This is a genomic window from Pseudomonas sp. ACN5 (genome assembly GCF_002303975.1).
Lineage (GTDB): Bacteria > Pseudomonadota > Gammaproteobacteria > Pseudomonadales > Pseudomonadaceae > Aquipseudomonas > Aquipseudomonas laurylsulfatiphila.
Window position 1 is genome coordinate 14646 of sequence record NZ_MRCP01000001.1, and the last position, 22195, is coordinate 36840.

The 22195-nt window shown below is 58.7% G+C and carries 20 protein-coding genes, 4 tRNA genes and 1 riboswitch; of the genes, 15 read left to right on the plus strand and 9 right to left on the minus strand.

Features of this window, described 5'->3' with window-relative positions; translation table 11 throughout:
• The first annotated feature begins 32 nt into the window (after window positions 1–32).
• The 5 genes from astA (at window position 33) to astE (ending at window position 5410) form a co-directional block, all read left to right on the plus strand.
• Window positions 33–1058 (plus strand): arginine N-succinyltransferase, encoded by a 1026-nt coding sequence (astA, locus tag BSF40_RS00055; protein ID WP_008049558.1) that lies wholly within the window; start codon window positions 33–35, stop codon window positions 1056–1058.
• A complete protein-coding gene (gene astD, locus BSF40_RS00060) occupies window positions 1055–2524 on the plus strand; it encodes a succinylglutamate-semialdehyde dehydrogenase (RefSeq protein WP_172435662.1) in 1470 nt (489 codons plus the stop codon). The genes astA and astD overlap by 4 nt, the downstream gene beginning before the upstream one ends.
• 164 nt (window positions 2525–2688) lie before the next feature.
• Window positions 2689–4035 carry an N-succinylarginine dihydrolase gene (gene astB / locus BSF40_RS00065; RefSeq protein ID WP_015096499.1) on the plus strand — a complete coding sequence of 449 codons (1347 nt, stop codon included), beginning with the start codon at window positions 2689–2691 and terminating at the stop codon, window positions 4033–4035.
• 61 nt (window positions 4036–4096) lie between these two features.
• Window positions 4097–4387 (plus strand): hypothetical protein, encoded by a 291-nt coding sequence (locus BSF40_RS00070; protein WP_007971029.1) that lies wholly within the window; start codon window positions 4097–4099, stop codon window positions 4385–4387.
• 12 nt (window positions 4388–4399) lie between these two features.
• On the plus strand, window positions 4400–5410 hold the full coding sequence (gene astE / locus BSF40_RS00075) for a succinylglutamate desuccinylase (protein ID WP_095963653.1): 1011 nt from the start codon (window positions 4400–4402) through the stop codon (window positions 5408–5410).
• Window positions 5411–5535: 125 nt separating this feature from the next.
• Here astE and BSF40_RS00080 read toward each other — a convergent pair whose 3' ends face one another.
• Complete coding sequence (locus BSF40_RS00080) at window positions 5536–6045, minus strand: 6,7-dimethyl-8-ribityllumazine synthase (protein WP_015096496.1); 510 nt, start codon at window positions 6043–6045, stop codon at window positions 5536–5538.
• Window positions 6046–6148: 103 nt separating this feature from the next.
• A riboswitch (FMN riboswitch) is annotated at window positions 6149–6319 on the minus strand.
• Between the two features lie 285 nt (window positions 6320–6604).
• Between BSF40_RS00080 and ltaE the strand changes: the two genes are divergently transcribed.
• The 8 genes from ltaE (at window position 6605) to mgtE (ending at window position 14480) form a co-directional block, all read left to right on the plus strand.
• Window positions 6605–7609, plus strand: a complete 1005-nt coding sequence (ltaE, locus tag BSF40_RS00085) for a low-specificity L-threonine aldolase (RefSeq protein WP_095963654.1) — start codon at window positions 6605–6607, stop codon at window positions 7607–7609.
• A 146-nt stretch (window positions 7610–7755) separates the two neighbouring features.
• Complete coding sequence (gene alaS / locus BSF40_RS00090; protein WP_095963655.1) at window positions 7756–10377, plus strand: alanine--tRNA ligase; 2622 nt, start codon at window positions 7756–7758, stop codon at window positions 10375–10377.
• 91 nt (window positions 10378–10468) lie between these two features.
• Entirely contained in the window at window positions 10469–11710 is a 1242-nt protein-coding gene (locus BSF40_RS00095; protein WP_007971040.1) for an aspartate kinase, read from the plus strand.
• Window positions 11711–11898: 188 nt separating this feature from the next.
• Entirely contained in the window at window positions 11899–12087 is a 189-nt protein-coding gene (gene csrA / locus BSF40_RS00100; RefSeq protein ID WP_002554426.1) for a carbon storage regulator CsrA, read from the plus strand.
• 62 nt (window positions 12088–12149) lie between these two features.
• Window positions 12150–12240, plus strand: a tRNA-Ser gene (locus tag BSF40_RS00105).
• Window positions 12241–12347: 107 nt separating this feature from the next.
• Window positions 12348–12424 (plus strand) — tRNA-Arg (locus BSF40_RS00110).
• 72 nt (window positions 12425–12496) lie between these two features.
• Window positions 12497–12573 (plus strand) — tRNA-Arg (locus BSF40_RS00115).
• Window positions 12574–13037: 464 nt separating this feature from the next.
• On the plus strand, window positions 13038–14480 hold the full coding sequence (gene mgtE / locus BSF40_RS00120; RefSeq protein ID WP_007971042.1) for a magnesium transporter: 1443 nt from the start codon (window positions 13038–13040) through the stop codon (window positions 14478–14480).
• A 387-nt stretch (window positions 14481–14867) separates the two neighbouring features.
• Here the strand turns inward: mgtE and BSF40_RS00130 are convergent, their stop codons facing one another.
• Window positions 14868–15194 (minus strand): Arc family DNA-binding protein, encoded by a 327-nt coding sequence (locus tag BSF40_RS00130; RefSeq protein WP_003178899.1) that lies wholly within the window; start codon window positions 15192–15194, stop codon window positions 14868–14870.
• A gap of 110 nt (window positions 15195–15304) precedes the next feature.
• Between BSF40_RS00130 and BSF40_RS32650 the strand changes: the two genes are divergently transcribed.
• Entirely contained in the window at window positions 15305–15478 is a 174-nt protein-coding gene (locus BSF40_RS32650; protein ID WP_172435659.1) for a hypothetical protein, read from the plus strand.
• Between the two features lie 128 nt (window positions 15479–15606).
• Here the strand turns inward: BSF40_RS32650 and BSF40_RS00135 are convergent, their stop codons facing one another.
• Together BSF40_RS00135 and BSF40_RS00140 are read right to left on the minus strand one after the other, a co-directional pair.
• Window positions 15607–15786 carry a PA3371 family protein gene (locus tag BSF40_RS00135; RefSeq protein WP_095963656.1) on the minus strand — a complete coding sequence of 60 codons (180 nt, stop codon included), beginning with the start codon at window positions 15784–15786 and terminating at the stop codon, window positions 15607–15609.
• Between the two features lie 21 nt (window positions 15787–15807).
• Window positions 15808–16029 carry a hypothetical protein gene (locus tag BSF40_RS00140; protein WP_095963657.1) on the minus strand — a complete coding sequence of 74 codons (222 nt, stop codon included), beginning with the start codon at window positions 16027–16029 and terminating at the stop codon, window positions 15808–15810.
• 290 nt (window positions 16030–16319) lie between these two features.
• On the opposite strand from BSF40_RS00140, the gene BSF40_RS00150 reads away from it, so the two are divergent.
• Window positions 16320–16396 (plus strand) — tRNA-Arg (locus tag BSF40_RS00150).
• Between the two features lie 83 nt (window positions 16397–16479).
• On the opposite strand, the gene BSF40_RS00155 is transcribed toward BSF40_RS00150, so the two are convergent.
• From BSF40_RS00155 to BSF40_RS00175, 5 genes are all read right to left on the minus strand, one after another.
• Complete coding sequence (locus tag BSF40_RS00155) at window positions 16480–16752, minus strand: excisionase (protein ID WP_256589390.1); 273 nt, start codon at window positions 16750–16752, stop codon at window positions 16480–16482.
• A 47-nt stretch (window positions 16753–16799) separates the two neighbouring features.
• The gene (locus tag BSF40_RS00160) at window positions 16800–17033 is read right to left on the minus strand and encodes a hypothetical protein (protein WP_095963659.1); all 234 of its coding nucleotides are present in this window, start codon (window positions 17031–17033) and stop codon (window positions 16800–16802) included.
• On the minus strand, window positions 17030–19402 hold the full coding sequence (locus BSF40_RS00165; protein ID WP_095963660.1) for a phage tail tape measure protein: 2373 nt from the start codon (window positions 19400–19402) through the stop codon (window positions 17030–17032). The genes BSF40_RS00160 and BSF40_RS00165 overlap by 4 nt, the downstream gene beginning before the upstream one ends.
• 183 nt (window positions 19403–19585) lie before the next feature.
• A complete protein-coding gene (locus tag BSF40_RS00170; protein ID WP_095963661.1) occupies window positions 19586–19810 on the minus strand; it encodes a hypothetical protein in 225 nt (74 codons plus the stop codon).
• Between the two features lie 102 nt (window positions 19811–19912).
• Complete coding sequence (locus BSF40_RS00175) at window positions 19913–21103, minus strand: phage major capsid protein (RefSeq protein ID WP_095963662.1); 1191 nt, start codon at window positions 21101–21103, stop codon at window positions 19913–19915.
• Window positions 21104–22195: the final 1092 nt, after the last annotated feature.

Here is a 22195-nt window from a genome sequence, read left to right on the forward strand (position 1 = left end):
GGTGGCGCAAGCGGCCCGTTTGAGGAGATAGCATGATCGTTCGTCCCGTACGCAGCAGCGATTTACCCGCTCTGATCGACCTGGCCCGCAGCACCGGCACCGGCCTGACCACCTTGCCGGCCAACGAAGAGCGTCTGGCCCATCGGGTCGGCTGGGCCGAGAAGACCTTTCGCGGCGAAGCCGGGCGGGGCGACGCGGACTACCTGTTCGTGCTCGAAGACGACGACGGACGCGTGGTGGGGATTTCCGCCATTGCCGGCGCCGTCGGCCTGCGTGAGCCCTGGTACAACTTTCGGGTCGGTCTGACCGTTAGCGCTTCCCAAGAGCTGAACATCTATCGCGAAATCCCGACGCTGTTCCTGGCCAACGACCTGACCGGCAATTCCGAGCTGTGCTCGCTGTTCCTGCACGCCGATTACCGCAGCGGCCTCAACGGCCGCATGCTGTCCAAGGCGCGGATGCTGTTCATCGCCGAATTCCCGCAACTGTTCGGCAACAAGATCATTGCCGAAATGCGCGGTGTTTCCGACGAAGCCGGGCGTTCGCCGTTCTGGGAAAGCCTGGGGCGCCACTTCTTCAAGATGGAATTCAGCCAGGCCGATTACCTGACCGGCGTGGGCAACAAGGCGTTCATCGCCGAACTGATGCCGAAATTCCCGTTGTACACCTGCTTCCTGTCGCCGGATGCGCGCAACGTGATCGGTCAGGTTCACCCGGACACCGAGCCAGCGCTGGCCATGCTCAAGAGCGAAGGTTTCAGCTACCAGGGCTACGTCGACATTTTCGACGCAGGCCCGGCCATCGAATGCGAAACCGGCAAGATCCGTGCGGTACGCGACAGCCAGGCGCTGGTGCTGGCCGTCGGCACGCCGGGTGACGACGCCACGCCATTCATCATTCACAACCGCAAGCGCGAAGACTGCCGCATCACTGCTGCGCCGGCACGTCTGGCCGCCGGCACCCTGGTGGTCGATCCGCAGACCGCCAAACGTCTTCAACTCAACGCTGGCGATCAAGTGCGCGCCGTGGCGTTGTCCGCAGCTCGGGAGTCGAAATAATGAAGTCGCTTTACATCGCAGGTGAATGGCTGGCAGGTCAGGGCGAAGCCTTCGAGTCGCTGAACCCGGTGACCCAGCAGGTGCTGTGGGCCGGCGTCGGTGCCACCGCCGCTCAGGTCGAGTCGGCTGTGCAGGCGGCGCGTCAGGCGTTCCCGGGCTGGGCGCGGCGTACCCTGGAAGAGCGTATCTCGGTGCTGGAAGCCTTTGCTGCTGCGCTGAAGAATCATGCGGACGAACTGGCCCGCACCATCGGCGAAGAAACCGGCAAGCCTTTGTGGGAAGCCGCGACTGAAGTGACCAGCATGGTCAACAAGATTGCCATCTCGGTGCAGAGCTACCGCGAACGTACCGGCGAGAAGAGCGGCCCGCTGGGCGACGCCACCGCTGTGCTGCGCCACAAGCCTCACGGTGTAGTCGCGGTGTTTGGTCCTTACAACTTCCCGGGCCACTTGCCGAACGGCCACATCGTGCCGGCACTGCTGGCGGGTAACAGCGTGCTGTTCAAGCCCAGCGAACTGACACCGAAAGTGGCCGAGTTGACGGTCAAGTGCTGGATCGAGGCCGGTCTGCCGGCGGGCGTGTTGAACCTGCTGCAAGGCGCTCGCGAAACCGGTATCGCCCTGGCGGCGAACCCGGGCATCGACGGTCTGTTCTTCACCGGGTCCAGCCGTACCGGCAACCATCTGCACCAGCAATTCGCCGGTCGTCCGGACAAGATCCTCGCGCTGGAAATGGGCGGTAACAACCCGCTGGTGGTCGATCAGGTCGCCGACCTCGATGCCGCGGTGTACACCATCATCCAGTCGGCGTTCATCTCCGCCGGCCAGCGTTGTACCTGCGCCCGCCGCCTGCTGGTGCCGCAAGGCGCCTGGGGTGACACGTTGCTGGCACGCCTGGTGGCGGTCAGTGCGACCATCGAAGTCGGTGCCTTCGATCAGCAACCAGCGCCGTTCATGGGCTCGGTGGTTTCCCTTGGCGCTGCAAAAGCACTGATGGATGCGCAGGAACACCTGCTGGCCAATGGCGCCGTGGCGCTGCTGGAAATGACTCAGCCTCAGGCCCGGTCGGCCTTGCTGACCCCGGGCATCCTGGATGTGACCGCCGTCGCCGATCGTCCTGACGAAGAGCTGTTCGGCCCGTTGCTGCAAGTGATCCGCTACGCTGATTTTGAAGCGGCGATCGCTGAAGCCAACGACACCGCCTACGGTCTGGCCGCGGGTCTGCTGTCGGACTCCGAAGCGCGTTACCAGCAATTCTGGCTGGAAAGCCGTGCCGGTATCGTCAACTGGAACAAGCAACTGACCGGTGCCGCGAGCAGCGCGCCATTCGGCGGCGTCGGCGCCTCGGGCAACCATCGCGCCAGCGCCTACTACGCAGCGGATTACTGCGCGTACCCGGTGGCCTCGCTGGAAACACCGAGCCTGGTGATGCCTGCGGCTCTGACGCCAGGCGTGAAAATGGCGTAGCGCCCATTCGCGGGCAAGCCCGCTCCCACAATGGTTGAGTGGAACACAAGATGTGTGAACACCACCGAACCTGTGGGAGCGGGCTTGCCCGCGAAGGCCGCGCCTCGGTCTTATTCATTTGTTACTCGATGCCTATAACAACAGATTCTCGTGGAGCCTCGCTGATGAAATCCTATGAAGTCAATTTTGACGGTCTAGTGGGGCCGACCCATAACTACGGCGGCCTGTCCTACGGCAACGTCGCGTCCCAGAGCAACAGCCAGCAGTCTTCCAACCCCAAGGAAGCGGCGCTGCAAGGCCTGGCGAAGATGAAAGCGCTGATGGAAATGGGGTTCCAGCAAGGCGTGCTGGCACCGCAGGAGCGCCCGGATGTGGCCGCACTGCGTCGCCTGGGCTTTGGCGGCACCGACGCTCAAGTGATCGAGCGCGCTGCCAAAGACGCGATGCCGCTGCTGGTGGCCAGTTGCTCGGCCTCGAGCATGTGGGTGGCCAACGCCGCCACCGTCAGCCCGAGCGCCGACACCGCTGACGGCCGTGTGCATTTCACCGCTGCCAACCTCAACTGCAAATATCACCGCAGTATCGAACACCCGACCACCAGCCGCGTGCTGGGTGCGATGTTCGCTGACCAGAAACACTTCGCCCACCATGCCGCCTTGCCGGCCGTGGCGCAGTTCGGTGACGAAGGTGCGGCCAACCACACGCGTTTCTGCCGTGAGTACGGCGAAGCCGGCGTCGAGTTCTTCGTGTTCGGCCGCAGCGCCTTCGACACCCGCTACCCGGCTCCGCAGAAGTACCCGGCGCGCCAGACCCTCGAAGCGTCCCAGGCGGTTGCCCGTCTGCACGGCTTGAGCGATGACGGCGTGGTCTACGCCCAGCAGAACCCGTCGGTGATCGATCAGGGCGTGTTCCACAATGACGTGATCGCGGTCGGCAACGGCGAAGTGCTGTTCTATCACGAGGACGCGTTCCTCGAGACCGAGAAGATGCTCGCTGAATTGCAGAGCAAACTCGCCAAGGCCGGTGGGAAATTTCAGTCGATCTGCGTACCGCGTTCCGCAGTAAGTGTGGAAGATGCCGTTCGTTCCTACCTGTTCAATAGCCAGCTGCTGTCGCGTCCTGACGGCTCCATGCTGTTGATCGTGCCGGAAGAATGCCGTGGCAACGAGCGTGTCTGGCAATACCTGCAGGGTTTGACCAGCTCCGGCGGGCTGATCCGCGAAGTGAAAGTCTTCGATCTCAAACAGAGCATGCAGAACGGCGGTGGCCCGGCTTGCCTGCGGTTGCGCGTCGCACTCAACGAAACCGAACTGGCGGCCGTCAACCCAGGGGTTATCATGACGGCACCGTTGTACGGCACACTGACCGAATGGGTCGAGAAGCACTACCGCGACCGCATGACCGAAAACGATCTGGCGGACCCGCAATTGCTGCTTGAGTGCCGGACGGCACTGGATGAATTGACGCAAATCCTTAAACTGGGCGCGGTTTATCCATTCCAGATCAATTGATCGACGACGCGCTGCCCCGGATGGCAGCGCGTCGCTTCATCTCAAACGAGAGCGTAAACACATGAGCGATACCCTGCAGCTGATCCTTGAAGACACCGACGGCACGCAACTGGAGACGTCCTGCACCCGCGTCGCGGTCCTGTGGCAAGGCAAAGAGCTGTGGATCCAGCAGGACGGCCGTGGCCAGTTGCTGATCGGCGTGGACGTCGAAGAAGGCGATGCCGAATACGCCAACCTGCTGCTGCGCCCATTGGCGACTAATCTGGTAAGTCTGCAACTGGAGATGGAACCGGCTGACCTCACCGACGATGAGGACCATGTTCACGGCCCGGACTGCAACCACGATCACTAAGGAAACCGCTCTATGCTCGCCCTCGGCAAACTGCTTGAACTGACCCTCGCCGGCCGCGAACCGGCGGAGAAGACTCAACTGACTGTCGAAGGCGTGCGCATGCGCTGGTTGAGCGAAGGTGCGCTGGAAGTCCGGCCACCTGAAGCGCGTGACAATGGCCTGGACCTGCTGCTGTCGGCGGGGATCCACGGCAACGAAACAGCGCCGATCGAGTTGCTCGATCGTCTGTTGCACGACATTGCCCGCGGCGATCTGAAGCCGCGCGCACGTATTCTGTTCCTGTTCGGCAACCCCGAAGCGATTCGCAAAGGCGAGCGTTTTGTCGAGCAGGACGTCAATCGGCTGTTCAACGGCCGTCACGAACAAAGCAGCGGTTCCGAAGCCCTGCGTGCCTGTGAGCTGGAGCGTTTGGCGGCCAGCTTCTTCAGCCTGCCGGACCGTCAGCGCTTGCACTACGACCTGCACACGGCGATTCGTGGCTCGAAAATCGAGCAGTTCGCCTTGTACCCGTGGAAAGAAGACCGCCAGCATTCGCGTCAGGAGCTGGCGCGCCTGCGTGCCGCCGGTATGGAAGCGGTGTTGCTGCAGAACAAACCGTCCATCGTGTTCAGCGCCTACACCTACGACAAGCTCGGTGCCGAGGCCTTCACCCTGGAGTTGGGCAAGGCGCGGCCGTTCGGGCAGAACGCCGGGGTCAACGTCTCGCTGCTGGAGGCGCGCCTCAAGCAGATCATCGAAGGCACCGAGCCTGAACCGACTGAAGCGGCATTGGACGGTTTGCAGCTGTACAGCGTGGCACGGGAAATCATCAAGCACAGCGACAGTTTCCGCCTGAACTTGCCGGCGGACGTCGAGAATTTCTCGGAGCTGGAAGTGGGTTACCTGCTGGCGGAAGACATCGCCAATACCCGCTGGATCATCGAGGAGGAGGGCGCCCGGATCATCTTCCCGAACCCCCGGGTGAAGAATGGCCTGCGTGCCGGCATCCTGGTCGTGCCGACCACCGACGAAAACCTGGCCTGATCTGATAACCCCTGTAGGAGCGAGCTTGCTCGCGATGGACTTGAGAACGCCGCGGGGTACCAGATACCCAGCGTTATCGTTGAAGACCATCGCGAGCAAGCTCGCTCCTACAGGGGATTGCGGTGTTAGACAGCTACTGCACGTGGCTCGCTACGACGCAGGCTACGGATCTTGTGCAACGTATCTGCACAGGTCTTCGCCGCTTCCTGGCCTTTATGCACGAAATGCTCGAAGAAGAACTTCTGGTGCTCTTCGCCGGCATGGAAGTGGTGCGGGGTCAGGGACACCGAGAACACCGGCACTTCGGTTTCCAGTTGAACCTGCATCAGGCCGCTGACCACCGACTGGGCGACGAACTCGTGACGGTAGATCCCGCCGTCCACCACCAGGGCGGCCGCGACGATGCCGGCATAACGACCGGTCTTGGCCAGCAACTTGGCGTGCAGGGGCATTTCGAAGGCGCCGCCGACTTCGAAAAAGTCGATGTCGGATTCCTGATAACCCTGGGCAATCATTTCGGCGAGGAAACCTTTACGGCTCTGATCGACGATTTCCTTGTGCCAGCAGGCCTGGATGAACGCAACGCGCTCGCCGTGATGGTGTTTGCTTTTGCTGTCAATTGCGGTGGGTTGCATGTTCTGACTCCTGTTTGTGTGAAAAACAGGGCGTTATGAATCGAAGGGGATCTGAGGGTACGCCCGCTCGCACGAATGCTGGCGCACGGCCCTTTGGTGTCAATCCCGTTCTCTCTTCATCCGGACTATGACCGTCGGCCCCGGGATCACACCGGGTCTGCTGACCTTGCTGTCAGGCACCGCCGAAGCCGTGCTGTCATCAAGCGCTCGCGGGCTATGCGCATTGCGCGCAATTACCGCCGGTGGGGAGTTGCACCCCGCCCTGAGAACGTTTTTTGCCGCAGGAATGTTTGGCGGCGCAGCGTTTTTATCACATATTTGCGGTATGCGCATGGCCAATACCGGTCAGTCAAGGTGTGGAGCCTGTGGGAGCGGGCTTGCTCGCGAAGACGGTTGAACATCCAGCGCAAATGTCGACTGTCAGTCCGCCTTCGCGAGCAAGCCCGCTCCCACATGGACGCAATTCGTCTTTTACTCATTCAAGGGTTGATTAATCGTCGCCATGCCCGCAGTAATTCTTTCCTGAAAGGGATTTCCCCTGCTTACCGAGGCCAGATTCATGAGCGTTATCGATCTTCGCAGCGACACCGTCACCCAACCCTGCGCCGGCATGCTGGACGCGATGGCCAAAGCCGTCACCGGCGACGACGTGTATGGCGAAGATCCGACGGTCAATCGTCTGGAGGCCGAACTGGCCAGGCGCCTGGGGTTTGCCACGGCGCTGTTCGTGCCGACCGGGACCATGAGCAATCTGCTGGGGTTGATGGCCCACTGCGAGCGTGGTGACGAGTACATCGTCGGCCAGCAGGCCCACACCTATAAGTACGAAGGTGGCGGCGCAGCGGTGCTCGGCTCGATCCAGCCGCAGCCGCTGGAGGTGCAGGCCGATGGCTCGCTGGACCTGGCACAGGTCGCGGCGGCGATCAAACCGGACGACTTCCACTTCGCCCGCACCCGCTTGCTGGCGCTGGAAAACACCATGCAGGGCAAGGTCCTGCCGCTGGAATACCTGGCCCGGGTGCGCAGCTTTACCCGCGAGCAGGGTTTGCAGCTGCACCTGGACGGCGCACGCCTGTACAACGCGGCAGTGAAGCTGGGTGTGGATGCCCGGGAAATCACCCGGTATTTCGATTCGGTCTCGGTGTGCCTGTCCAAAGGGCTGGGCGCCCCGGTCGGTTCGGTGTTGTGCGGCTCGGTCGAGCTGATCGGCAAGGCCCGACGCCTGCGCAAGATGGTCGGTGGCGGCATGCGTCAGGCCGGTATTCTGGCGGCGGCGGGCCTGTATGCGCTGGATCACAACGTTCAGCGCCTGGCCGACGACCATGCCAACGCGCAGTTGCTGGCCGAAGGCCTTCGTGCGGCGGGCTTCGAGGTCGAGCCGGTGCAGACCAATATGGTATATGTGCAGATGGGCGACCAGGCCGAAGCGCTCAAGGCCTTTGCCGCCGAGCGCGGGATCAGGCTCAGTGCGGCCGCGCGTCTGCGCATGGTCACGCACATGGACGTCAGCCGTGGGCAAATCGAGCAAGTCGTCGCGACATTCGTCGACTTTTCGCGCAAGTGATAGCGTTAGCGCTCCAATTGACCGTTTCTATCGTATAAACACGCTGTACCCCGCGCGCAGGGCCGATATAATGCGGCCCTTTGCCGTCGCTTCGTCTGTTGACGTTTCGAACAGGCCTTTGGCCGCAGCCTCCGTGGAAGAACCTAATGAAAAGCGCAGAAATCCGTGAAGCCTTCCTTCGCTTCTTCGAAGAGCAAGGCCACACCCGTGTAGCCTCCAGCTCTTTGATTCCGGGCAACGACCCAACCCTGCTGTTCACCAACGCGGGGATGAACCAGTTCAAGGACTGCTTCCTGGGCCAGGAAAAGCGCGCGTACACCCGCGCGGTCAGCAGCCAGAAATGCGTGCGCGCCGGCGGCAAGCACAACGACCTGGAAAACGTCGGTTATACCGCTCGTCACCACACCTTCTTCGAAATGCTGGGTAACTTCAGCTTCGGCGATTATTTCAAGCGTGATGCCATCAGCTACGCCTGGAACTTCCTGACTTCCGACAAGTGGCTGAACCTGCCGAAGGAAAAGCTCTGGGTCACCGTCTACGCCAGCGATGACGAGGCGTACGACATCTGGACCAAGGAAATCGGCGTTCCGGCCGAGCGCATGGTGCGCATCGGCGACAACAAGGGCGCGCCGTACGCTTCCGACAACTTCTGGACCATGGGCGATACCGGCCCGTGCGGTCCTTGCACCGAGATTTTCTACGATCACGGCGCCGACATCTGGGGCGGCCCACCGGGCTCGCCGGAAGAAGATGGCGACCGTTACATCGAAATCTGGAACAACGTGTTCATGCAGTTCAACCGCACCGCCGATGGCGTGTTGCACCCGCTGCCAGCGCCGTCGGTGGACACCGGCATGGGCCTGGAGCGGATCAGTGCCGTGCTGCAGCACGTTCACTCGAACTATGAAATCGACCTGTTCCAGAGCCTGCTGAGCGCGTCGGCCAAAGCCATCGGCTGCACCAACGACGCCCAGGCTTCGCTGAAAGTCGTGGCTGACCACATCCGTTCCTGCGGTTTTCTGATCGCCGACGGCGTGCTGCCGTCCAACGAAGGCCGCGGCTACGTGCTGCGCCGGATCATCCGTCGCGCCTGCCGTCACGGTAACAAGCTGGGCGCCAAGGGCAGCTTCTTCTACCAGATCGTCGCGGCCCTGGTCGCCGAGATGGGCGAGGCCTTCCCTGAGCTGAAATCCCAGCAGGCGCACATCGAGCGCGTGCTGAAGGCCGAAGAAGAACAATTCGCCAAGACCCTGGAGCAGGGCCTGAAGATCCTCGAGCAGGATCTGGCTGAACTCAAAGGCGACGTGGTGCCGGGCGACGTGGTGTTCAAACTCTACGACACCTACGGTTTCCCGATGGACCTGACCGGCGACATCGCTCGCGAGCGCAGCCTGACCATCGACGAAGAAGGTTTCGAGCGTGAAATGGAAGCCCAGCGCGTCCGTGCCCGTTCCGCCAGCTCCTTCGGCATGGACTACAACAGCCTGGTCAAGGTCGATGTGGACACCGAGTTCACCGGTTACACCGCTCACAGCGGTTCCGCCAAAATTGTTGCTCTCTATAAAGACGGGCAATCGGTTGACGTACTGAGCGAAGGCGAAGAGGGTGTGATCGTCCTCGATCAGACGCCGTTCTATGCGGAGTCCGGTGGCCAGATCGGTGATTGCGGTTTCCTGCAGGCCGGTGCTGCGCGTTTCGACGTGCGCGACACCACCAAGACCGGTGGTGCGTTCCTGCACCACGGCGTGCTGGACTCGGGCAGCCTGATCGTAGGTACTCCGGTGGAGACTCATGTCGACGCCGAAGTGCGTCACGCGACTTCGCTGAACCACTCGGCGACTCACTTGCTGCACGCCGCATTGCGCCAGGTACTGGGCGACCACGTCCAGCAGAAAGGTTCGTTGGTCGACAGTCAGCGACTGCGCTTTGACTTCAGCCACTTTGAAGCGATCAAGCCTGAGCAACTGAAAGCGCTGGAAGAGATCGTCAACGCCGAGATTCGCAAGAATTCCGAGGTTGAAACCGAAGAAACCGATATCGAAACCGCCAAGCAGAAAGGCGCCATGGCGCTCTTCGGCGAGAAGTACGGCGATAGCGTGCGCGTACTGAGCATGGGCGATTTCTCCGTCGAGCTGTGCGGCGGTATCCACGCCAACCGTACCGGCGACATCGGCCTGCTGAAAATCATCAGCGAAGGCGGTGTGGCATCGGGTGTGCGTCGTATTGAAGCCGTCACAGGTGCTGCGGCACTGGCTTACTTGAACGCGGCGGAAGAACAACTCAAGGAAGCGGCGAGCCTGGTCAAGGGCAGCCGCGACAACCTGATCGACAAGCTGTCGGCTGTGCTGGAGCGCAACCGCCTGCTGGAGAAGCAACTCGAGCAGTTGCAAGCCAAGGCTGCCAGTGCCGCGGGCGACGATCTGTCGGCCCAGGCGCAGGACGTCAAGGGTGTGAAAGTGCTGGCCGTGCGTCTGGACGGTCAGGATGGCAAGGCGCTGCTGGCGCTGGTCGATCAACTGAAAAACAAACTCGGCCGCGCAGTGATCCTGCTCGGCAGTGTCCATGAGGAAAAGGTCGTTCTGGTTGCAGGCGTAACCAAAGACCTGACTGGCCAACTCAAAGCCGGTGATTTGATGAAGCAAGCCGCTGCGGCAGTGGGCGGGAAGGGCGGTGGTCGTCCAGACATGGCGCAAGGCGGCGGTACCGACGCTGGCGCACTGGATGCAGCACTGGCGCTGACCGTTCCGTTTGTAGAGCAGGGTCTATAAGGCAGTGTTTGCGGCTCGTAGTCTAGTGGCGGGCCGCAACGCTGTTTGAGTGATTATTTGGGCGCCCTTCATGGGCAGAGGCGGCTTTGAAATGGCTTTGATCGTACAGAAATTTGGAGGCACCTCGGTCGGCACTGTCGAGAGAATCGAGCAGGTCGCCGACAAGGTTAAGAAATTCCGCGATGCCGGCGATGACCTGGTGGTTGTGCTGTCTGCAATGAGCGGCGAAACCAACCGTCTGATCGATCTGGCCAAGCAAATCAGTGGCGACGGCCAACCGGTTCCGCGCGAGCTGGACGTGATCGTCTCCACCGGTGAGCAGGTGACGATTGCCCTGTTGGCCATGGCGCTGATCAAGCGCGGCGTGCCGGCGGTGTCGTACACCGGCAACCAGGTGCGGATTCTGACGGATAGCGCGCACAATAAAGCGCGTATCTTGCAGATTGATGACCAGAAGATTCGCGGTGACCTGAAGGCAGGTCGTGTGGTGGTTGTCGCCGGTTTCCAGGGCGTCGACGAGCACGGCAACATCACCACCCTCGGTCGTGGCGGTTCCGACACCACTGGCGTGGCGCTGGCGGCGGCCCTGAAGGCTGACGAATGCCAGATCTACACCGACGTCGACGGCGTCTACACCACCGACCCGCGTGTGGTGTCCGTGGCCCAGCGCCTGGACAAGATCACCTTCGAAGAGATGCTGGAAATGGCCAGCCTCGGTTCCAAGGTGTTGCAGATCCGCGCGGTCGAGTTCGCCGGCAAGTACAACGTTCCGCTGCGCGTACTGCACAGCTTCAAGGAGGGTCCGGGCACCCTCATTACTATTGATGAAGAGGAAACCATGGAACAGCCGATCATTTCCGGTATCGCTTTCAACCGCGATGAAGCCAAGCTGACCATCCGTGGCGTGCCAGACATCCCGGGCGTTGCCTTCAAGATTCTCGGCCCGATCAGTGCCGCGAACATCGAAGTCGACATGATCGTGCAGAACGTCGCGCACGATAACACCACCGACTTCACCTTCACCGTGCACCGTAACGACTACCAGGCGGCGCAAGCCGTGCTGGAAAAAACCGCTGGCGAGCTGGGTGCCCGTGAAGTCGTGGGCGACACCAAGATCGCCAAGGTCTCGATCGTCGGCGTCGGCATGCGCTCTCACGCAGGCGTGGCCAGCCGCATGTTCGAATCCCTGGCCAAGGAAAGCATCAACATCCAGATGATCTCGACCTCGGAAATCAAAGTCTCCGTAGTGATCGAAGAGAAGTACCTGGAGCTGGCTGTGCGCGCTCTGCACACGGCTTTCGAACTGGACGCACCGGCCCGCCAGGGCGAGTGATGCGTTTGCCAAAAGGCGCGGTCTGACCGCGCCTTTTGTTTTTTTGAATGGCGTGACCCTCGAGCCTGTTCTTTTGCTCGCGCTAGTCAATACTCAGGCATGTAGGGCTGCGACCGCTCCGGTTGTGGGTCGAGTGCCTTTTTTTTGCAGACTGTTGTCCCTGAAATGAAATGCGTGAGGAGAAAGGTATGCTGATTCTGACTCGTCGGTGTGCAGAAAGCCTGATTATCGGTGATGGCGAAATCACCGTGACCGTACTCGGCGTCAAAGGAAATCAAGTGCGCATCGGTGTTAATGCCCCCAAAGAGGTAGCTGTTCACCGGGAAGAAATTTACCTGCGTATCAAGAAAGAGAAGGACGAAGAACCAAGCCATTAATTTTTATCGTTTTTTATGTTTGCAAACGGGGAAGAAGCTGGTTAATATACGCCCCGTGTTGCGGAGAGCTGGCCGAGTGGCCGAAGGCGCTCCCCTGCTAAGGGAGTACACCTCAAAAGGGTGTCGGGGGTTCGAATCCCCCGTTCTCCGCCATTATTTGCTTAGTACGTTGTAATCTGGCTTTTTCGGTAAGTTGTTGAAATTACTAGAAAAAGTGTTTGACATAGAGATTAGACGGCCTATAATGCGCGGCAACAAATGCACTCGTAGCTCAGCTGGATAGAGTACTCGGCTACGAACCGAGCGGTCACAGGTTCGAATCCTGTCGAGTGCACCATTTAAGAGTCATCTGCAGTAATGTGAATGACTTGGCTTCAACCAGTTGTGATCTGGTCTAAAAACACAAATTGCACTCGTAGCTCAGCTGGATAGAGTACTCGGCTACGAACCGAGCGGTCACAGGTTCGAATCCTGTCGAGTGCACCATACAACAAAAAGCCCGCATTTTATGCGGGCTTTTTGCCGTCCGGGATTTGGCTTTTCCCTTCTTGCATCCCTTCCCGTCGAACGCCACGCGTGCCTGACGTCTTGCTGGCTCTTGCCGGTTGAAGATCGCCTCTGCGTGCTCCCGGGCGTCCTGCGTGACATTCCTTTTCAAGGCAAGCGACTACAATTTTCGAAGTGGCGTGTGTTTTCTTTTCAGAATACGTCGTCGCACTTTCACTGGTCAGGACGATGCTCAGGTTTGTTGTGCAAGCGCTTGTTTCAGCCAAGATTTTTTAACGTTTAAAACCGTCAGGCGGTGTATCATTGCGCCCGTCAGCCCCGCCGGGGCTTGTGGAATACCTCCATGGACTTACCCAGTAGTTACTCAGTACCCCGTTTTACCAATCATGAATTGACTGATTGATCCTTCCGGCGTGCCCCGCTGCTGGGAGTGGAGTTCGCCTATGTCCGAAGTTGAAGTAAAGAAAACGCAGGAAAGCTTGCAGGATCGCCTGGCTCAGGTGGTTGAGTTGCTGCAGCGCCAGCGAGTGGTAGAAGACCTGACTCACCGCCAGGAAGGCCCGCATCATGACCGGGTCGAGAACCTGGTCCACCGGCAGAACCTCGTCGAGTTGCAACGCAAGCTCGATGACCTGCACTCCGCCGACGTCGCCTATATCCTTGAAGCCTTGCCGCTGGACGATCGTCTGACGCTCTGGCAACTGGTCAAGGCTGATCGCGACGGCGACATCCTCCTTGAAGTATCCGATTCGGTCCGTGAATCGCTGATCGCCGACATGGACGATCACGAGCTCCTGGCGGCCGCCAAGGACATGGATGCCGACGAACTCGCTGACCTGGCCTCCGAGCTGCCGCGAGACGTCGTCCATGAGCTCATGGAGACCCTCGACCAGCAACAACGCGAGCGTGTGCGTTCGGCACTGTCCTACGACGAGGAGCAGGTCGGTGCGCTGATGGACTTCGAGATGGTGACCATCCGCGAGGATGTCAGCCTTGAAGTGGTCTTGCGTTATCTGCGTCGTCTGAAAGAGCTGCCGGGCCACACCGACAAGCTGTTCGTGGTCGATTACGACGGCGTCCTCAAGGGCGTGTTGCCGATCAAGCGTTTGCTGGTCAACGATCCGGACAAACAGGTTTCCGAGGTGATGGCCAGCGATCCGGTGAGTTTTCACCCGGACGAAGACGCCTACGATGCCGCCCAGGCGTTCGAGCGTTACGATTTGATCTCTGCGCCCGTGGTCGACAAGAATGGCAAGCTGATCGGTCGTCTGACCATCGATGAAATGGTCGACCTGATCCGTGAAGAGAGCGAAAGCGAAGTTCTCAACATGGCGGGTCTGCGAGAAGAAGAAGATATTTTTGCGTCGGTCTGGAAGTCCCTGCGTAACCGCTGGGCCTGGCTGGCGATCAACCTGATTACCGCGTTCGTGGCTTCCCGGGTCATCGGTTTGTTCGAGGGGTCGATCGAGAAGCTCGTGGCGCTGGCGGCGTTGATGCCGATCGTGGCTGGCATCGGTGGTAACTCGGGCAACCAGACCATCACCATGATTGTTCGGGCCATGGCGCTGGACCAGGTGAGCACCGGCAATACCTCGCGCCTGATGCGCAAGGAGTTGGCAGTCGCCTTGATCAACGGTGTGATATGGGGCGGGGTGATCGGTGTGGTCGCCTATCTGCTGTATGGCAGCTGGTCGCTCGGCGTGGTGATGACCGCCGCGATGACGCTCAACCTGTTGCTGGCGGCATTGATGGGGGTCTTGATTCCGATGACGCTGGCGAAGATGGGGCGTGATCCTGCGATGGGGGCCAGTGTGATGATTACGGCCATGACCGACAGCGGAGGCTTTTTCATCTTCCTCGGGTTGGCGACAATTTTCCTGCTCTGATGTCCTGTTCACTGAAAACCCGCCTTCTGGCGGGTTTTTTGTGCCCGGGTGAAACTGTAGGAGCCAGCCTGCTGGCGATGGACTCAAGTGCGCCGCGTTCATCCGGTTAACACGCGTAATCGTTAACGACCATCGCAGGCAAGCCAGCTCCCACACGGGACCGTGCCCACGCTGAAACTGTAGGAGCCAGCCTGCTGGCGATGGACTCAAATGCGCCGCGTTTATCCGGTTAACACGCGTAATCGTTAACGACCATCGCTGCGATGCGGCGACCCGACAAGCCAGCTCTCACAAGGGGCTCCTACACGGGGGCGTGCCCACGCTCAAACCAGTGAAATAACCAAAAAAAAAGCCAGCGATCAGGCTGGCTTGAGCTTTCTGGCTGAATCAGGACGCGTCGGCGGCCATTTCAGCGTCATGAGCGATCAGCGAAACCAGAGCGTTCTGCTGTCGATGGGAGAGTTGGCGGAAGCGCTGCAACAGCTCCCTTTCGTGCAAGGAAAGCTCCGGGCTGTCCAGGCGCATGCTCAACTCTTCTCCCAGTGCGCCTTCCTGAATGAGACTCTGCTCAAGGCGCGCAATGATTTCGGAGTTCATGCTGCGATGATGATTGCGAGCCACCTCGGCAATGCGTTCACGCATTCCGTCTGGCAGACGTACGACGAACTTGTCAGCCGTACGGCTGGAATAAATTGCCTGTTTCAATGGGCGCATATATTTAACCGGTTAGTTCAGGGGAGCGGTTTTCGGGATTGGCCGCAGGATGTCTGATAGGACAAGCTCTCTGACCAAATGTTCAACCTGAATTGATAGAGGCGCGCATCATGCCTCAAACCAGCCAGATCCTTGGCGTCAATTCTGTGACAAATATTGAACTGGATAAAGGCGTTCTGCCAGCACCAATTATCAGAAATGCGCACTGGTTTGAAAAGTTTGACCGGGCCGTTTCGCTTTGCGTTTTCTCCGACCGACAAAAGGTCTCTGGCGGGAGGAAATAAGCGGACTCGATCCCTGTTCCTTACCCTTACAGAATAGTGGCAAATGGCCGATTTACTAGAGGAGGTCGTATTGAGGAGCTGAATTCAGGATGGATGGCAGGTCCTTACACTGAATCTGCCAAGCCAGGTCAACGCAATACCGGATCAAACTTGATCTTGCGCCCGGCAATCAATGCAAGCACGAACAGAGTGGTGAATACACCGCAGGCGATCAGGGGGAGGGTGACGACCATGTCCTGGGTCAATGACAGATGAAAAATGCCGCTCAACAAGGCGAGGATGAAAAAGCTCGCGGCTGATCTGGACATGCGGTGCTCCTGGTGGGGGATTCAAAATGCCAAACGTTCAGCAGGCGGGTTCGGCGCCGTGATGTTTTCCTGGCTGACAAAGCCGTGCTGGTCGCTTATCGCTGCCAGTTGCGGAGCCTTCTGCAACTGCAGGTAATGCGGCATGCGTTGGGCAACCTGCGTCGCGCTGCTCTCGGGAAAAAAATGAAATCCCGATAAAACTGCCAGTGCGATTGCATTCGAGAGTAAAAGGGCGCATTTCATGGCGCGGACCTCGTTTGTTCTGTGAGAACAGCAGAAGCAGCTCGCATGCCAGAGTTTATCGACAATTAAATTCTTTAAAAACAACGAATTAAGTTATTTTTGGTAAAGCTCCATATTGCATTTTGCAATGATGGCTTTTTGCAGTGATGCAATTTGCACGGTAAACAAGTCCGCGCCCGGCCGAGGCGTCTGCCTACACTTAAAAAGCCTACGGACGACATGACAAAAGCCAGCCCGGCCGTTAACATGCACGCCGTCCATCGCACCGCGTTTCTTCGCGGCCGACTTGTGTCTCAGTAGCTCAATTGGATAGAGCATCCCCCTCCTAAGGGGAAGGTTGGCAGTTCGAACCTGCCCTGGGACACCAACATTTAGCGGATTTGCTCCAGTATTTCGCTGTTGAGCAAAGTTTTCTACCAGCAGGGTACCAGCGCGAGCAGATTCACTCAGTTAGCCGGTCCTGGCCATTAGCACCCGATCCACCAGGCGCCCTCTCGGAATCTTTTCTGATTTTACTGCGACGTAACTTGCGGTTGGCTCAATGTAATATTGCCTCCCGTGCTTTACAGGCAGCGGCATTATTAGGCCAACTCTGACCCAGCGGCGAACAGTGTTAAGGGAAGGCGGTGGGTCGAAATTTGCAGAAGCCCACGCCTTCAAGGTAATTAGCTTCAATGTAGGTGCGCCTCCGCTGCGTTCAAGGAAAAAGGCTCCCCCTATCATGCACGGAGCCTTATGTTGTGAGGCTTCCCTTTATTTTGAGGCCCCCCTCAGACGAGGCGCAGGCCTTTTTGGTCTTCGACCTTATGCACGAGCAGGTTGGCATCGTCATCGATTGCTGGGTACAGGTCGACCGATCCGCCGATTGGCAAACGTATCATCATCCTGGTACCGGAAGCTGCTCTGAATTCAAGATCCACGGCTTCAGCTAGGTCGTTGGTTGCCCTCCAGTGGGACCCATCCCCATTTACGTCCTCAATAGCAATGTAGAGCTCTTCTTTCATCGTCCTACCCGCCTACTTCCATATACGTATTCCAAGGCTTGAGCCGCTTCTCCACCTTGTTTGATGTTGGCGACAAACAGGTCAATGATTTGCTCTCCGCTAGGGCCAGTACGCTGTTGCATCTGACCGGCGCGGCTTGCGTCTTCGTTCACGTTAACTTCGACTTTACCACTCGTTCCACCGTCCGCTGATACACGTTCAAGTGTCCGATCTAGTTTGGCGCTGGTTTCCGCGGTGGTCACCCGCTCACCTTTTTGCAGGAACCAACTACCGTCTTCTGGAACTGAGTCGATGCCATCGTGCGCCATACCCACATTATTGACCACTGCCACTTGGGCCATCTGCGCCGCTACTGCGGCAGCGCCAGCTGCCGGTGCCAACACTGGGCCAACGACAGGAATCCCGACAACAGCATCAAAAGCCTTCGAGAAGCTCGATGGCGCATTCAACAATATCTTTGCAATGGCGAACGCTTTTTCCGTCGCAAGGGCTGCCTTATACAGCCCTGACTGCTCGCCGAAGAACGCTTTTGCTAGGCCTGACATATCGCCAAAATACTGCTCGCCGGCGGTGAGCTGAACAAGTTGGCGAGCTGACTCAATTTCACTTAACGCTTTCTCATGCTGTTCTTTCAATGACAGCTCTTCAGCGTCCCACGTAGCGTTGAGGTCTGCACGATCCGCACGAAACCTATCAATCATTTCGAGTTGTGATGCGTACCAATCTGCGAGCTTTTCTTCGGACTCGGCAATTTTGTTCAACTCACCAAATGCCCCAGCAACTTCAGGCGCTATCCCGGCAAACTCGGGAGCCTCTGACGTGGCGGACGCCGCAACTCTTGCAGCTGTCTCTTTCATCTCGCCAGGCGCCAGCCCCTGCATAGCATCAAGCACCGCCAGGCGTGCGCGCATCTGGTCAGTCAGTTGCTCCTCTTCAGTTCGAAGCGATGAAACGAGGTCGGTGTACTCGTCTGTGACCTTCTTCTGTTTCTCGAAGCTATCGATTATTTCGAGGGCGGCTTTGGCCCTGGTAAGGTCAGCAGCGCTGGCCCCGTCTTGAGTCAAGGTGTAGAGAGCGATCGCGTCTGTGCTCATGCCTACGGTCGACGCCTGATCCTCCAGCGCCTCGACTTGCCTGGTAATCGCGACTGCCACATCAGCTGCAGCCTTCGCTGCATCGGTCTGCTCTTTTGTGAGCGCTGTAAGAGTCCCGGGCTTGCTCCCCTGATCCCTTAATTTTTCCAGGAGGTCCGCGAGCTCCTGTACCTGATTGATCGCTTTGGGATCGGCAGGTTTGTCGAAGGAAGCGATTAGCGCTGCGTATCCTTGAGAGGTTTCATCCATCTTGACGCCAGCATCGCCGAGGGTCTTCTTGATGCTGTCAAAGTTCTCAAAGGCCCTATAAATCCTTGCAGGCGGCACCCAGCGCTCCCAGTAAGAGGCCTCTCCCATAGATGAGTCGTCCAAGTCAGAAAGCGTCTTCAGACCTTGGCCAAGAAGATGAATGCCTGCTACAGATCCGATCGCGAACTTGGCCAGCCCCTTGAAACTATCAGCCAGGTCGTCTGAAACCTTTCTGCCCAGCACGGCGTTAACCGATGTCGTGTTGAGCTGGGTCGCGAAATTGGCCAGCGTTGGGAGCAGTGCAGCGCTGATCTGGTTTTTAAGTCCGGACGCAGATTGCTCAACAAGCCAGGTTGCAGCGCTCATTTCGCGTGCCGACTTAATGGTTTTCTCATCAAGAATGGCGCCGGCCGCTTCCGCTGCGGATCCGAATGCCTTGAAACCTTCCGCGTTGTTACGCAGCAGGGGCAACAGCAGCGTTGCGTCATTCGCGACGGATTCGAGATAGAAAGTCATATCAGCCTGACTTGCGCCCGCCTTTTCCAAACTCGAGACATACAGCCCCAGCGCCTCGGGCCCTGACAAGTTTCGAAACTGGGCGGCTGTGACGCCAACAAGAGGGGCGATGTTAGTGAAGAAGTCTTTCAGCTCGCCGCCGCCGGTGTTGAGAAAGTCGCCTACCTTGTCGTTCACGTCTTTGAAAATGTCGGACAGCTTTTCCTGGCTGATACCTATCGCGTCGCCGCCGGCGGCTAGCTTTTGGAATTCCGTAGTGCTTGTATTCGAGAGCGCTGCAAACCGGGATATCTCATTAGAAGCTTTGACAGTGCTGACGGCGAGTGCCGAAAGCGCGCCAACCGCGGCGGCCACCCCAGCACCCACAGCGGTACCTACTGCTTTCGCGTTCTTCTCAGTTTCCTGCTGCCATTTTTTTGTGCTGCGTCCCGCCTGGTCAATCGGACCGGTAAATCCCCCTATCTTCGCGATCAGGTCAAGCGTAAGCGTTCCTAAAGAACGTGCGGCCATGGTGTCACCTCGTTGGCCACCGGCTTAGCGGCATTTGTCGCCCCGGCAACCTGAACTTTTAATTTCGCGGGTGTGAGAAAACGATTGAGGGCGCGGTCTAGAAGCGAAAGGCTCTAGACTTTGGACCCGCCCCCTGTCCTGGAGGCTGATTCACATCGTTTCGCCTAATTTGTTCTGTTTTTTTCAAAAGTTTTTGCTTTTTTGCCCGGGCAACTCCATCTCGCGGGCTATTTCCTCTGCCTTAACGCCCCGATCCAGCGCGCGCTGTGCATCGCGCACCATCGTTCGTATGGCTTGATCCTCCAGTCGACTCGCCATGATCGAAGCCTTTCGGGCAATCATGGTGGCCAGTTCAGTAGGGAAGGGAGCACGCTGAGGACGCGTGTAGTCGTAGGCAGGGTTATTCATTAATGTCTCCACCGGTGGTGTGAAGCTCGGGCAACGGGGTGTGGTAAGTGCCCCGATCCGAATGCAATTGCTGCATAAGGATCGAGGCTTTACCAGGTGCTATCAGCCGCCAGAGGCAGGTGTGATATCGACCGAGCGTACGGCGCCGGTGGAGAACACAGCCAGACCAGCGCGAAGCTCTGCCAGCAAGGTGACCATGTTGCTGGTGAAGTTGTTGCCGTCCTCGCGACTGAGCATCAGCGTCGGCTGTTCGCGGTCGAGCATAGCCACCTGCGAGGTGTCCAGGAGAAGCACGGTGCCCGCCGGCATCGAGCCGGAAGTGATCAGCGGCACGCCCCACAGAACTGGCGGTGCTGGATCACGTGGAGAGCCCAGGACGTATTGGCCATCGGCATCGCGCTCACTGGAAATGTTGAACCAGTCGTTCGGGTTCATGATGATCAGGCGGGCTTGCCAGCCGCTGGTCTTCATGGCTGTCACTGCCTGGCCAATTGCGTCCACCGGCAATAGGGTACCGACAACGGTGTGTGGTACTGCGTAACCGAGCAAGCCTTTGATCTTGCCCTTGCCACCGGGGCCGGCGATCAAGCGAGCTTCCAGTTTTTCCAGCAGGCCATAGTCCAGCAAGTTACCGATCTGTTGACCCAGCGCGGGAGTATCGTCCAGGACCTGTTTGGATGCCCGGGTCCAGTGGGCGACAGTGGCGATGTTCGCAGTCTCCAGCTCGGCATCGATGTTGCTCTCTGCCTTCTGCTGACCTTCTTCTTCCTGCTCCGTGGCGTTGTTCACGTAGTCCTTGAGTTGCATGTACTCGAAGGTGCTGGAGGTCGCGGGCAGGGAGGGAAGGTAGTCCAGCAGGGAGAGATCCCGGCGAGGATCGTTATGCAGGCCTGGCTGACGCTGGGCGGCGGCGGAGTAGCTGGTGGAGCCGGTGACGCCCTGGCCGGCGTTGGTCAGCGCTTTGATACTGACACTATCAACGGTGACGCGGCCGGTGGTCGGGCCGCCAGACTTCATTGCGGCGAACTGGCCGGACTTCGTGAACTCCTCGGCCATCTTACCGACCGCGTCAGCGCCACCGGCTGGCGCGTTGCTACCGCGGCGCTGGCCTTTCTGCTCCAGGTCCTGCAAGCGATCTTTGAGGGCGGTGATTTCTTTGACTGCGTTCTCGCTGAAATTCTTGATTTCAACGTCGCGGGACTGAAGCTCTTTGAGGATCAGGTCCTCGAGTTGATCGCCACCGCTTTTGGTTTGCAGCTCACGGCGGGAGTGGTTGCTCATAGCGTTAATCATGATGATGACCTTTATTCCGAAATGGGGGACGCGCCTTGTCCACGCTGGGTGCGTGACTCTTGCGCTGTTGCTTGCTTTCGCGTCCCGCCGGACTCACTCCGGAACTGGCCTCATCTGTCACCGCACAGCCTCGCGCTGGCATTGACTTCAAAGTTGTCGCGTCGTGGGACAAGAGCCCCACCGACAAGCTGATTCTACTAGCCCACTGACTTAACGCAAGCCATACGCGGACTCTCAACGGCAGCAGATTTCTGACTACGTGATCTGGCACAAGGCCGGTGAATTGCACGGCCAGTGAGCGCGGAACTCCGGTTGATCGAAGGTATCGCTCGAATGAGCGGATGAGTTTTACGTCGCGTTTCATCTTTCAAACCTCCATAACCACTATTTGCCGAGTAGTGCTGCGGGCCTTGCTGGGCGTGGCCTGTAGCGAATTACGCGAATATTGAAATCTAACGCCTGTCTGCTCGCGAACGGACAAACGACAGTCTCCGTCTACCTTTCTAGTCCTCGCAGCTGGTGGATTACTGATCGACCTGCACGCCTTGCACCCCGTGGCCTGTAGCGAAATGCGCCTGCACGCCAGTCAACAGCGGGTCAATTTGGCTTTCACCTCCGCTATGGTTGTTTCGCAATAGGAGTGCAGCCCTTGCACCCCGTGGTCTACATCTGATTTGTAGTGTTCCTGCTTCAACCTCCCTTCAACCTGCGGAATGGGTTTTTGATGTGAGCAGATGAGCTCACATCTGAGCCACCCAGGGGGCTAACGCACAGGTAACGGTGCGAGCGTTACTCGATAGATCAAAGTGGGATTTCCCCACCGCGCCCCCACAGCCAGGCATTGGAGATGCGTCCAGTTTTGGATGCATCTCTTCAGCTTCCCCCCACTGCGGTGTCCTCAAAACTGAGGGAACCATTGATGGAGCAGAACTGCGCCATCGCCCTGCAGCATCTGCACCCAGCATTGCTATAAGGGTTTTCCGTTCTTGCGTAAAAAGCAGAGCTGGTATGGTAGATATCTATAAGGGTGTATTGATTCGATACAGGTCGATTTGATTTAGTGGTATCGATTCAATACACGGTGATGCCATC